Source organism: Pasteurella multocida, assembly GCF_900187275.1.
Classification (GTDB): Bacteria; Pseudomonadota; Gammaproteobacteria; order Enterobacterales; family Pasteurellaceae; genus Pasteurella; species Pasteurella multocida.
In genome coordinates this window covers 342,793-355,319 of the sequence record NZ_LT906458.1, presented here as the reverse complement: position 1 = coordinate 355,319, position 12,527 = coordinate 342,793, and the positions used below count along the sequence as shown (strand labels likewise).

Genomic DNA, 12,527 nt, shown 5'->3' with positions numbered 1-12,527 from the left:
AAAAATTATCGTTCCGTTTAGGCAACTTACAAGGCGATTTGATAAAGATATAGAACAATAAAAGTGCGGTGCTTTTTTTAAAAAGTTTCTCCGCTATTAGTAAAATCTGATTTAAAAGTAAAAATAAAACATCATTATGAATATAATCAACTACGAAGGCATTGAACAAACCCCATTACGCGAGTTTACTGAAAAAGCCTATCTCAACTACTCCATGTACGTCATTATGGATCGCGCATTGCCTTTTATTGGCGACGGCTTAAAACCGGTACAACGTCGTATTATTTATGCCATGTCTGAACTTGGCTTAAATGCTGCGGCAAAATATAAAAAATCGGCGCGGACTGTCGGTGATGTGCTCGGTAAATTTCACCCACATGGTGATTCAGCTTGTTATGAAGCCATGGTCTTGATGGCACAACCCTTTTCTTATCGTTACCCATTAGTGGATGGACAAGGTAACTGGGGCGCACCTGATGATCCGAAATCCTTTGCTGCGATGCGTTATACTGAATCGCGGCTCGCTAAAATTGCTGATATTTTATTATCTGAGTTAGGGCAAGGGACAGTGGACTATCAACCGAATTTTGATGGCACATTAGAAGAACCCCAATATTTACCATCTCGACTGCCGCATATTTTATTGAATGGTACAACCGGTATTGCTGTGGGTATGGCGACCGATATTCCACCCCATAATATCAATGAGCTTGCTGAAGCCGCTGTGATGCTAATTGATAACCCAAAAGCGAGCTTGGATGATCTGTTAACTGTGGTACAAGGTCCAGACTACCCAACAGAAGCGGAAATCATCTCATCGAAAGAGGATATTCGTAAACTCTATGAACAAGGTCGTGGATCGGTAAGAATGCGCGCAGTGTGGAAAAAAGAAGACGGCGAAATCATTATTACTGCTCTACCACATCAAGCCTCACCATCAAAAGTCATTGCACAAATTGCCGAGCAAATGAGTGCTAAAAAATTGCCGATGGTTGAAGATATTCGCGATGAGGCGGATCACGAAAACCCAATTCGGATTGTGTTGATACCCCGTTCTAACCGTGTGGATGTGGATGCTTTAATGGCACACTTATTTGCTACTACCGATCTTGAAAAAAGTTATCGTGTCAACATGAACATGATTGGTTTAGATAATAAACCTGCGGTGAAAAATCTGGTGCAAATTCTGACGGAATGGCTACAGTTCCGTCGTACTACTGTAACGCGTCGTTTGCAATATCGTCTCAATAAAGTATTAGATCGTCTGCATATTTTACAAGGTTTACTGATTGCTTATCTGAATATTGACGAAGTAATCCACGTTATTCGTCATGAAGATGAGCCTAAAGCCGCGTTAATCGATCGTTTCGGATTAAGTGAAACACAAGCAGAAGCAATTTTGAATTTACGCTTACGCCACTTAGCCAAATTAGAAGAAAATGAATTACAAGCGGAAAAAGATCGTTTAGAAGAAGAACGTGACAGTTTACAGCTAATCTTAGGGTCTGAACGCCGTTTAAATACGCTAATCAAAAAAGAAATTCAGCAAGACGCTCAAACTTATGCGAGTCCGCGTTTGTCACCATTAGTCCAACGCGCAGAAGCCAAAGCAATCTCCGAAAGCGACATGACGCCTGCTGAGCCTGTCACTGTTATTCTGTCTGAAATGGGTTGGGTACGTTGTGCCAAAGGGCATGATATCGATGTGCAAAATCTCAGCTATAAAGCCGGTGACAAATACTTATCCCATGCTTATGGTAAGAGTAATCAAGCCGCCGTGTTTATCGACAGCACAGGACGAAGTTACGCTTTAGATCCGTTAAGTTTACCTTCTGCTCGCTCACAAGGCGAACCGCTCACAGGCAAACTCAGCTTGCCTGCAGGTGCTAGTGTTGAGCATGTGTTAATGGAACAAGACAAGCAAGCACTCCTGATGGCATCTGATGCTGGCTATGGATTTATTTGTCAATTTGATGATCTGATTGCGCGGAATAAAGCCGGTAAAGCCCTGATTTCATTACCTGAGAATGCCAAAGTCTTAACCCCTCTGCGAATAGATAATGAAAATGCCCGTTTGGTTGCCTTAACCTCGGCAGGCAGAATGTTGATTTTCCCAGTGAAAGATTTGCCTTCTTTAGCGAAGGGGAAAGGCAATAAAATTGTGACGATTCCTGCCGCACATGCGAAGGCACGAACGGAGCTATTAGTTCGGTTATTTTTAATTAACGAACAAACCAGCCTCGTTTTCCATGCTGGCAAACGGAAGATCACGTTAAAGCCTGAAGATTGGCAGAAATTCAGTGCAGAGCGTGGACGCAAAGGCACGCAATTACCACGTGGTTTGCACAGTCATGCAGATATTGAATTGCTCACACCAGACAGTGAGTAGAAAAAAAGAGGGATGGTCACATCCCTCTTAATTATTGTAGGCGAGATAAACGCTCTTGGGCTAATGCCGCTAATTCATTTTGCTGAACAGACACCTTCTGATACCAATAAACAGCTTGTTTTTTATTTTTCTTGGTTCCTTCACCATTCTCATACATCACCGCTAAACGAAATTGTGCATCGTGATTACCCGCTTCTGCCGCTTTTTTATACCATTTGAAAGCTTGGGTCATTTGATTTAATTCGTTTTCATAGATTTGCCCTAGCACCAGCATCGCATCCAATGATCCTGAATTGGCAGTTTTTTCAAATAACGTAATGCTGTGGCGAATATCTTGCTTGACACCATGACCTTGTAAGTAAAAAACGGCCAAATTATTGATGGCTTTAATGCTACCCTTTTCGGCTGCTTCGCTAAACCACCAATAGGCTTTTTCGAAATCTTGTGGAACACCTTGACCACGTGCATACAAAATACCAAGATTAGCTTGTGCCTGGTAATCCCCTTTTAAAGCAAGTGGTAAAATCAGCTCAAACGCCCGTGTCCACTCTTTTTTATCGGCTGCCTCGCGAATTAATTCGCGACGAGCTTCATCACTCAGTTCAGATGCATTCAGTGCCGAAATGTGCTGCTCTGCTCCCGTTGCAGTTGGTGCTGTCTGTGGCAAGACAGCTGACAGTTCAGGAGAAACCGGTGCAGACTGTGCGTGCACCACACCGGATAAAAACACACTGAATATGAACAGAATCGTTTTCTTCATACCAATACCTTATAACGTCGCAAGCAAGAGTAAAACAAAAAAGAGCAATGACACAACCATTTCCGCTAACCCCACTTGTTTCACACTCAGTTTCATTCGAGGTAGCCAAATCGCACGGAGCAGTGCGGGGAAATAAGCTAATGCGAGCCCATATTGTTGGAAAGGTAAAAATATCACAACACAAAGAAAATGAAAAATAATAGACGCTTTTAAATAAAATGGATTTTTCCGTTCACGTAATACCGACTTCACATAAAGTGTAGTGGCGATAAAAAATAAGCTTGGATAAAGTGCAACGAGCCAAATTTGCCGATCAAATGCACGTTCCGCAAAATAATACGAGACCATTCCAGCAAGCGCAAAAATAGCGATGCCCGCAAAGTCATTTAACAACGCACGTTCATTTTTCTGCTTCACATAATAAATATTGACCGCAACCAAAGGCAGCATAGCCAGTAAAAAATATAAAATGTGCCAGTTATAATACAGTGCCGGTAAAGCAAACAGCAAACTTGTTCCGCCGTAAATCAAGCTCCATTTTATATTCATTGCCATATTGCGCCCTTTAAACAAATTTAAGAACGGGTATGTCATGAGATAAAGTGCCGCCCAGGCGAAAAATAAAAAGAGATGTTGCCAAACAGGCTGAGAGGAAAACAGACCATATAAGAATGGCAATAATGCCATCACGATGGCACCATGTTGATTAGAAATAAGTAACTTCATTATTAAGAACCATGCCAAAATTAAGTTGCTTAATTTTAACGAGTTTGATACAAAATAGATATAATCTTTATTTGTTATGTCATGAATAAGAGGACAAAAAGATGGGAAAAGTGCATCGCTTTCACTCAAACGGTCGTTTATCTGAAATTGCCATTTATAATGGGATTATCCATTTAGCTGGACAAGTACCTGAAAAAACTACCACGGAAACCGCTTACGAGCAAACCAAAGAGGTGTTAGGTTTAATTGATCAACTTTTATCAGAAGCCGGCTCAAAAAAAGCACAAATTATTCATGCTCAGATTTATCTTGCCGATATGGATTATTATGACGAAATGAATAAAGCGTGGGATGAATGGGTCGATAAAGAAAATCCACCAACACGTGCCACTGTCGAAGCAAGACTGGCACACCCAGACTGGAAAGTAGAGATCGTACTCACGGCTGCCGCGTAATTTTTAAACGCAGTCATGTCACAAAACAATTTTCCATTCTAAATGCACCTATTTTGTCTTATACTTAGCGGGCTGATTTTCACGAAAAATCAGCCTTTTTTCTTTTACTCTCTGGAAAGCAACCTATGAATATTTATACCTATATTTGTTTTTTATCCGCGATCTCCATTTTTATTGGGTTTGTCACCCGGAAACTCAGCGATAAAATCCAATACACCATCGCCATCACCGCCACCTCCATTATCGTTTCTGTTCTCTTCCTCATTTTCGGTCACCTTTCTTGGTTTAAATTAGATATCATTGCCACACAAGTCATGGAACAACTCGATTTCAAAAGTTTTCTGCTCAATGGTATCCTCGGTTTCTTATTATTTGCCGGTGCATTAGGTATAAAATTACCCGTTTTAAAAAACCAAAAATGGGAAATCACGGTGTTTGCGCTCTTTTCCACACTTGCCTCTACCTTTATTATCGGCGTCTTGCTTTACGGTGTTGCTTATCTCATTGGTCTACCAATTGACCTGATCTATTGCATTTTATTTGGCGCTTTAATTTCGCCAACAGACCCTATCGCGGTACTGGCAATTATTAAAAATTTAAAAGCACCAAAACGCCTTTCCATGCAAGTCGAAGGCGAGTCCTTGTTTAATGACGGGGTTGGTTTAGTAATTTTTACCACGATTTTTGCTGTCGCGTTTGGCGGGCACGCCCCAACATTAGCGGGCATTACGGAATTATTCTTACAAGAAGCCGTGGGCGGAATTTTGTTTGGTCTCGTGATTGGCTTCGTAGCACATTTATTGATTTCATCCACAGACGATGGAAGTTTGGAAATTCTATTGACTCTGACGATTCCTACCGCTGGTTTTATGCTCGCGAATATGTTGCATGTTTCTGGCGCTCTCGCCATGGTCGTAGCAGGTATTTTAATCGGCAACTGGACACGACACACGGGGTTTTCCAAACAAAGCCAACTCTACCTTGATCATTTTTGGGAAATGATTGATCACTTCTTAAATTCCCTCCTGTTCTTATTGATCGGCTTAGCACTGCTTTTAGTCGATTTCGGTGCTCAAGGCTTTATTTTATTGATACTCGCGATTCCAATTTGTTTAATCGGACGCTATATCAGCGTGTGGATGCCTTTCAAAGTGATGCAACGTTTTCGCTCGTATAATCCTTATACACTACGTATTCTGACATGGGGTGGGCTACGTGGTGGTTTGTCACTTGCTATGGCATTATCGATTCCGAAAGGCATGTTATATCTTGAGCATATTGGGATGGATGTCCGAGATTTATTACTGGTAATGACTTATGCGGTAGTCACCTTCTCAATTCTAGTACAGGGTTCTACGATTGAAACGATGATCAAAAAATCCAAAGAAAGTATTCTACATCAACGAGGTTATGTCGGATTACACCCGAACAAGACAAGTTCTGAAGACTAAAAAATACGCCCTCAAGATTGAGGGCGTGAAAATTCTCGTAAAATCGACCGCACTTAAATGGGTTTTACTGTCGAAAGCTCGATTTCTGCACTAAATTCATGTAAAAAAAGCTGCAATTTCTCATCATGCTGTAACGCTTGTTGCGCTTTTTCACGCAACGCTTTATAGGTTTGCCGATACCATTCTGTTGGTGTCAAGTTGTCAGAGTCCGTCGGCGAGATCAGCACATTCATAGCTTGCTGTTGTAACTGGCTCAATGCTTGTTGTAACTGCTGTTGTGCATTCGTGGTGTGTAAGTGCGCTTTGTTGTCACGCACGCCAAGGTGAAACGCCGCCCCATCATGTGAAAGTAAAATACAGTTTAAGGCTAATTCTTTGGTTAAATTCTGGATATCAAGTGACTCTACACAATCTGTCCAAAAATCTTGTTTACGCGCGATATCAATCACTTTCGCGCGCAATTCAGGCGTAATTTCTTGTTCTAAACGCTGTTTTAAAGCAGAAGGCTTAATCCCTTCTTGTGTTTTAGCCAATTCTGGATTACGCCATTCCCAACGATAAGTTTCCGCCAAAAGCGTATCATCGATGATGTCATCTTCGTCTTCTCCTTCAGGTTCAGTATGCTGTGTTGCTTGTAATACAGGCGTATTTAAAGGAGAGGCTGAGGATAGCGCCGTTTCTGGCGCAGATAGTGTTGATAAAGCGGAAGCCTTATTTTTTATGAAACTTGTATCACGCGGTTTACTTTCAATCACCGGTAATGATGTTAACGTAGAAGAGGAGGTATCACTTGATAAGGAAACCCGTGGTGCTAACGCTTCTGTTGATGAACTATACTTTTTTTTTTCTTTCTGTGGTGTGATGGTTAAATGATCTAATTTATCAATCTGAGCTAAAGCATCAAATGCAGGCGAATACGTTTCCGTTTCTTCTGTGTGTGTGTGCACCTTTTCCTCAACAGGAGGGCTAACCTGTGCCGGCGCTGCGACTGTTGATTTCACTTGGCTTTTATATTGCGATTTTATATTTTGTGAAACGATCGGGACTTCAATATGACGCGTTGATGAACCACCTGTATCTTGCTCAAAGATGGGCGTTGCATGCGTTGGTGCCACAGCAACGAATTTAGGATGAAAGGCTAATGCCCGCAATAACGTCATTTCAACCCCAATACGACGATTTGGCGCATACGGCAGTTCTTTACGTCCCGTGAGCATAACTTGATAGAAAAACTGCACATCTTCTGGTGAAATATGACTGGCTAGAAAACCGATTCGACTCGTGTCATCCAGCTGTGAACTAGGCAATAACTGTTGCATGGCAATTTTATGCAAATTCTCGCCGATATCACGCAATAATTCGTCCCAATCTCCCCCTTTTTCCGCAACGGCTTGTACCCCTTTCATCACTGACTCACCCTGCCCTTGTTGCAAAGCATGGATAATGTCTAAAGCTTGATCATCATCAAGCAAGCCTAACATCTCATGCACCACATTTAAGGTAATGTTGCCATTACTCATTGCAATCGCTTGATCCGTTAAACTTAAGCTATCACGAATACTGCCCTGTGCAGCTTTGGCTAATTTTTCTAACGCAAGAAACTCAAAGGGGATTTTCTCTTGGGTAAGAATAAATTCAAGATGCTGTGCGATTTGTTGCTGTTCCAACGCCTTTAAATGAAACTGCATACAACGGGATAAAATCGTAATAGGCAGTTTTTGCGGATCAGTGGTCGCCAGTAAGAATTTGACATACTCCGGTGGTTCTTCTAAGGTTTTCAGTAAAGCGTTAAACGAATGACGGGAAAGCATATGGACTTCGTCGATTAGATAAACCTTATAGCGTCCTTGTACTGGTTTGTATTGTACATTATCCAATAACTCACGCGTATCTTCGACTTTCGTACGTGATGCTGCGTCAATTTCAATCAGATCAATAAAGTTTCCCTGTTCAATTGCTTTACAATGTTCACATTCACCACAAGGTTCAGCTGTCACACCATGAACGCAATTTAAGCCTTTCGCAAATAAACGAGCTATCGACGTTTTCCCTACACCACGCGTTCCAGAAAAGAGATAGGCATGATGCAGGCGATTTTCTTTCAACCCATTAGAAAGCGCGGTTAAAATATGGGTTTGCCCAACCACGTCACTAAAGGTTTTTGGTCGCCATTTTCGTGCCAAGACTTGATAACTCATTTATTTTCCTTTCTTCAATACTCAGAGATGCGGATTAATGCCCAGCAAAGTCCACTAAGGTATAAGCATCAATACCTAATGCATTTAAACGTGCTTCCCCACCTAAATCAGGCAAGTTAATCACAAAAGCAGCGTCTTGCACATCACCGCCTAAACGTTGAACTAATTTCACCGTGGCTTCTACGGTACCACCTGTGGCGAGCAAATCATCAATAATCAAAACTTTATCTTGTGCATGAATTGCATCAGTATGGATTTCAAGCGTATCTTGTCCATACTCTAACTGATAGGTTTGTGAAATAGTTTCACGTGGTAATTTGCCCGGTTTTCTCACCAGCACAAAAGGGACATTTAATGCTAAAGCCACAGGTGCACCAAAAATAAAACCACGTGATTCTGTTCCTAACACTTTGGTGATCCCTTTTTCTTTATAACGTGTCACAAAAAGATCAACCACGGTCTGAAAAGCAGCAGGAACTTCTAACAAACTGGTAATGTCGCGAAAAATAATCCCTTCTTTGGGATGATTTGGAATAGACTTAATGGAAGATTTAATCAAAGCAAGTTTATCGTTCATTTTTTTGCCTAATAAGTGCGGTTAAAATAAAAATTATTTTGTGATTTCAAATGGATAACACCAGCCATTTACACAAAAATACAATCAAAATGTTGCTCGTCATTTTCGCAAAAAATGCCTAGCAACTCAACTCTTTCTACGAGGCTTACTCCTTTTCTATCAGCCCCTTCAGCGTTGTCATATCATGATAAAAGGAGACGATCATCACGTTGACAAGCAGACATGCCCACTGACTTAAGCATAAATGTCGGTGCCGTCTTTACGGGTTTTTAGCAAACGTAAAATCCAAACATATTGTGCCGGTGTAGCCGTCACAAAACTTTCAATTTCTTGATTCATCGCGCGAGCTGCTTGTTCAGGATCATCACTCAATGTCATAGCAGGATGAATCTCTATTTCATATTTTCCCGATAAGGCATTATAGCGAGGAAACATCGGGATCACCGCTGCCTTCGCTAAGCGTGCAATTTTATTAATGCCCGGTAAAGTGGCTTTGTATGTGGCAAAAAAATCCACGAATACACTTAACTCTGCCCCATAATCTTCATCTGGTAAATAATAGCCCATATCACCTTGCTTCACATGATTTAAAAACGGTTTAATCCCATTTTGACGGGCATGCATTTTGCCACCAAAACGTTGACGGGCAAAAGTCCATAACCAATCAACCAAAGGATTACGGTGTGGATTATACATAGAAGTCATTGGCATACCATGGGTATGTAAAATAATCCCTGAGGCATCGATTGCCCAAGCATGAGGCACTAATAAAATAATATTTTTGCCCTGCTCACGGGCGCGATGAATATGTTCTAGCCCGGTGAAACAACTACGGCGTTGTAAATGTCGTTTCGAGCGTATCGCAATTTCCCCAATTCCTAACATGACTTGCGTCACAATCACAAACATTTCTTCGATTGTCTGTTCACGTTGCGCTTCTGTCCAGTGAGGAAAACAATATTGTAAATTAATCTTGGCACGGTGACGTTGCTTTTTGGCTTTCCTTGCCACAATTTTCCCAATGTAACTGGCCAACTTATCACGTAAACGAAACGGCACAAAGGCAAGTAAAATCAAGCCGAAAATGCCTAACCAAATTAACCAATATTTTGGCTGTAAATAGGACCATGAAAACTGTGGTTGATAACCACTGCGAGCCGTTAAACGTGTATCTTCTTCTGACATTGCCATTCCTATTAGCTAAACCAACCTTGATCATAGGCCATTTTCATTGTCATGATAAATGACATCACCACGACCATTGGGCGAATTAATGTTTTCCCTTTACTGAGTACCATTTTGGCGCCTAAGTTTGCCCCAATAAATTGCCCTGCCATCATCGCAAATCCCACACTCCACATAATCTGTCCTCCAATTAAAAAGAAGATCAACGAAGCGACATTTGAGGTGAAATTTAACACTTTTGCATGCGCGGTGGCTTTTGTCAGATTAAATCCTAATAACATCACAAAGGCTAAACTCAGTAAGGATCCGGTTCCCGGACCAAAAAAACCGTCATAAAAACCAATACCTAGACCGGCAGTGAAGGCAAAGGCTAGGTAGGAAATGCGTTTTTGGCGATCCTCATTGCCCAAAGTAGGACTAAATAAAAAATACAAACCAATGGCTAAAATTAAAAAAGGCAAGACTTTCTTAATGATGGCGCTATCGACAAGTTGAATTAAAATAGTCCCTAATGAGGCACCAATAAACGTCATCAATAAAATAAGCCAAACTTCCGCTAAATTGACCGCTCTTTGACGCAAAAAATATAAGCTCGCGGAAAAAGAACCCCCGCAAGCTTGTAATTTATTAGTTCCCAATGCAAGTGCTGGTGGCATCCCAGTCATTAATAAAGCCGGGATTGTAATTAATCCGCCGCCACCCGCAATCGCATCAATAAACCCCGCGACCAATGCTACAGCAAAGAGAAGTACAAGCACATTGATTCCAATTTCCATTTATTTTCCTTATTCCAACCATTCACTCCGATTGGGTGCATTTAAGATCTGTTGACACAAAGGGGGAGCTTGTGGAACCGCTTTAGGTTCACTTGGTGTTTTTGTAGGTTTCGGTGGCTCGAACCAAGAATATAATTCACTTCCACAGCCATCCCCTGCAGGCACTGGTGCTTGATTTTCACAGTAACTTGCCCCCTTTGGACAAGTCAAACGAACATGAAAGTGAGAATCATGTCCGAACCAAGGACGCACTTTATGCAACCATGCTCGCTGATTTCCCGCGCTCTGACATAATTTGAGTTTAATCGCTGGATTGACAAAAATACGCGTCACTTTTGGATCTTCTGCTGCCAGCTTAATTAATAAGGCATGATTGTTGTTCCAAACTCGCTCATCTACACGCTGTGCTTTACGATCGACCACCAACAAGCCTTTTCCATCAGAATTCAATGCATCTTGATCAGACATAGTGCCCATACGCAACCAAATATCCGCATCTAAGCCCATTTGGTGACTGGCATGCCCCGTCAAAAAACGTCCCCCACCAGGCATCGCAATATCGCCGATCAGCATTGTAGGTAATCCTGCGGCTTTGACTTTTTTGCCCAAACGTTGCAAATAGTCAATCATATCGGGGTGACCATAATAACGATTGCGATTTTTACGAATCACTTGATAGCCATCACCTTTATAGGGTAAAGCTTGCGCGCCAATAATACAGCCATTGGAATAACTACCAATCGGCTCAGGGCTGCCCGGAATCGGGCGTTTGATTTTCTGCCATTCTTGTGGCGACGCATAAGCAAGGCTACACAACAGGCTGAAAAGTGCGGTCAACATAACCGCGATATTAACGCTTTTTTTCATCATATTCGTGGATGTCATCCTCAATTAAACCTCGTGTTGGTGCCATCCTTTGCACATGACTTCATCATTATCTATTTTGCGCTTTATGTCTTAATAAGTGATCGAGTAAGACAATCGCAACCATCGCTTCAGCAATCGGTACGGCACGAATCCCCACACAAGGATCATGACGTCCTTTCGTAACCACCTCGACAGGCTCATTGGCAAGATTGACTGAACGCCCCGGAATTGTGATGCTTGAAGTTGGTTTTAAAGCAATTGTCGCGACAATCGGTTGACCTGAGCTAATACCGCCCAGAATACCACCCGCATGATTAGACAAAAAGCCTTCCGGCGTCATTTCATCGCGATGTGCTGAACCACGCTGATTAACCACCGCAAAGCCATCACCAATTTCCACTGCTTTCACCGCATTAATGCCCATCAAAGCGTGAGCCAGATCCGCATCTAAACGATCAAACACGGGTTCACCCAAGCCAACTGGCACATTTTCTGCCACTACCGTTAATTTTGCCCCAATCGAATCACCCTCTTTTTTCAGCTGACGAATTAATTCATCAAATTTTTCCACCGCACTCGGATCCGGACAAAAGAACGGATTACTGTTGACTTGTTGCCAATCAATTTGCTCAATCACTTGCGGGGCAATCGCCACATCACCAATTTGAGCCAAAAAGCCTCTCACCTCTACGCCAAAATGCTCACGCAAATATTTTTTCGCGATGGCACCTGCGGCAACTCGCATGGCTGTTTCTCGTGCGGAAGAACGCCCACCACCACGATAATCGCGTATCCCGTATTTTTGTTGGTAGGTAAAATCAGCGTGTCCAGGACGAAAACGATCTTTAATGTCACCATAATCTTGCGAACGTTGATCCGCATTTTTGATGATCATCCCGATACTCGTCCCCGTGGTTTTACCTTCAAACACACCCGATAAAATCTGCACTTCGTCATCTTCACGACGCGGTGTGGTATAACGCGATGTACCGGGTTTACGGCGATCTAAATCAGGTTGAATGTCTGCCTCAGATAAACTCAGCCCGGGTGGTACACCATCCACAATACAGCCGAGCGCAATCCCATGTGATTCACCAAATGTTGTTACCTGAAAAAGTTGCCCAATTGTATTTCCTGCCATCT

Annotated in this window: 11 protein-coding genes; 3 read left to right on the top strand and 8 right to left on the bottom strand. The window is 42.1% G+C overall.

The annotated features are described in order from the left end of the window. The first annotated feature begins 136 nt into the window (after window positions 1-136). The gene (gene parC, locus CKV69_RS01660) at window positions 137-2,389 is read left to right on the top strand and encodes a DNA topoisomerase IV subunit A (RefSeq protein WP_005756208.1); all 2,253 of its coding nucleotides are present in this window, start codon (window positions 137-139) and stop codon (window positions 2,387-2,389) included. A gap of 31 nt (window positions 2,390-2,420) precedes the next feature. On the opposite strand, the gene CKV69_RS01655 is transcribed toward parC, so the two are convergent. Continuing rightward, on the bottom strand, window positions 2,421-3,149 hold the full coding sequence (locus tag CKV69_RS01655) for a tetratricopeptide repeat protein (RefSeq protein WP_005753732.1): 729 nt from the start codon (window positions 3,147-3,149) through the stop codon (window positions 2,421-2,423). Between the two features lie 9 nt (window positions 3,150-3,158). After that, the gene (locus CKV69_RS01650) at window positions 3,159-3,875 is read right to left on the bottom strand and encodes a YwiC-like family protein (RefSeq protein ID WP_014325872.1); all 717 of its coding nucleotides are present in this window, start codon (window positions 3,873-3,875) and stop codon (window positions 3,159-3,161) included. Window positions 3,876-3,976: 101 nt separating this feature from the next. Between CKV69_RS01650 and CKV69_RS01645 the strand changes: the two genes are divergently transcribed. Both CKV69_RS01645 and CKV69_RS01640 read left to right on the top strand, forming a co-directional pair. Beyond that, entirely contained in the window at window positions 3,977-4,330 is a 354-nt protein-coding gene (locus CKV69_RS01645; protein ID WP_005721544.1) for a RidA family protein, read from the top strand. 125 nt (window positions 4,331-4,455) lie between these two features. Then, window positions 4,456-5,781 (top strand): cation:proton antiporter, encoded by a 1,326-nt coding sequence (locus CKV69_RS01640; protein WP_014325871.1) that lies wholly within the window; start codon window positions 4,456-4,458, stop codon window positions 5,779-5,781. 53 nt (window positions 5,782-5,834) lie between these two features. On the opposite strand, the gene dnaX is transcribed toward CKV69_RS01640, so the two are convergent. The 6 genes from dnaX to aroC all read right to left on the bottom strand — a co-directional run bounded on the left by dnaX (window position 5,835) and on the right by aroC (window position 12,525). After that, complete coding sequence (gene dnaX, locus CKV69_RS01635) at window positions 5,835-7,979, bottom strand: DNA polymerase III subunit gamma/tau (RefSeq protein WP_014325870.1); 2,145 nt, start codon at window positions 7,977-7,979, stop codon at window positions 5,835-5,837. Between the two features lie 34 nt (window positions 7,980-8,013). Next, on the bottom strand, window positions 8,014-8,556 hold the full coding sequence (gene apt, locus CKV69_RS01630; RefSeq protein WP_005721540.1) for an adenine phosphoribosyltransferase: 543 nt from the start codon (window positions 8,554-8,556) through the stop codon (window positions 8,014-8,016). A gap of 234 nt (window positions 8,557-8,790) precedes the next feature. Beyond that, window positions 8,791-9,741, bottom strand: coding sequence for a lauroyl-Kdo(2)-lipid IV(A) myristoyltransferase (gene lpxM, locus CKV69_RS01625; RefSeq protein ID WP_005721539.1), 951 nt, complete (start codon window positions 9,739-9,741; stop codon window positions 8,791-8,793). An 11-nt stretch (window positions 9,742-9,752) separates the two neighbouring features. Continuing rightward, a complete protein-coding gene (locus tag CKV69_RS01620; RefSeq protein ID WP_014390915.1) occupies window positions 9,753-10,517 on the bottom strand; it encodes a TSUP family transporter in 765 nt (254 codons plus the stop codon). 9 nt (window positions 10,518-10,526) lie between these two features. Next, the gene (gene mepA, locus CKV69_RS01615) at window positions 10,527-11,387 is read right to left on the bottom strand and encodes a penicillin-insensitive murein endopeptidase (protein WP_005721537.1); all 861 of its coding nucleotides are present in this window, start codon (window positions 11,385-11,387) and stop codon (window positions 10,527-10,529) included. Window positions 11,388-11,451: 64 nt separating this feature from the next. Further along, window positions 11,452-12,525: a chorismate synthase gene (gene aroC / locus CKV69_RS01610; protein ID WP_005753719.1), complete on the bottom strand. Its 1,074-nt coding sequence runs from the start codon at window positions 12,523-12,525 to the stop codon at window positions 11,452-11,454. Window positions 12,526-12,527: the final 2 nt, after the last annotated feature.

Excerpts from the sequence above, each read along its gene's own strand:
- parC (WP_005756208.1), top strand. The coding sequence starts at position 137 with ATGAATATAATCAACTACGAAGGCATTGAACAAACCCCATTACGCGAG.
- CKV69_RS01655 (WP_005753732.1), bottom strand. The coding sequence starts at position 3,149 with ATGAAGAAAACGATTCTGTTCATATTCAGTGTGTTTTTATCCGGTGTG.
- CKV69_RS01650 (WP_014325872.1), bottom strand. The coding sequence starts at position 3,875 with ATGAAGTTACTTATTTCTAATCAACATGGTGCCATCGTGATGGCATTA.
- CKV69_RS01645 (WP_005721544.1), top strand. The coding sequence starts at position 3,977 with ATGGGAAAAGTGCATCGCTTTCACTCAAACGGTCGTTTATCTGAAATT.
- CKV69_RS01640 (WP_014325871.1), top strand. The coding sequence starts at position 4,456 with ATGAATATTTATACCTATATTTGTTTTTTATCCGCGATCTCCATTTTT.
- dnaX (WP_014325870.1), bottom strand. The coding sequence starts at position 7,979 with ATGAGTTATCAAGTCTTGGCACGAAAATGGCGACCAAAAACCTTTAGT.
- apt (WP_005721540.1), bottom strand. The coding sequence starts at position 8,556 with ATGAACGATAAACTTGCTTTGATTAAATCTTCCATTAAGTCTATTCCA.
- lpxM (WP_005721539.1), bottom strand. The coding sequence starts at position 9,741 with ATGTCAGAAGAAGATACACGTTTAACGGCTCGCAGTGGTTATCAACCA.
- CKV69_RS01620 (WP_014390915.1), bottom strand. The coding sequence starts at position 10,517 with ATGGAAATTGGAATCAATGTGCTTGTACTTCTCTTTGCTGTAGCATTG.
- mepA (WP_005721537.1), bottom strand. The coding sequence starts at position 11,387 with ATGATGAAAAAAAGCGTTAATATCGCGGTTATGTTGACCGCACTTTTC.
- aroC (WP_005753719.1), bottom strand. The coding sequence starts at position 12,525 with ATGGCAGGAAATACAATTGGGCAACTTTTTCAGGTAACAACATTTGGT.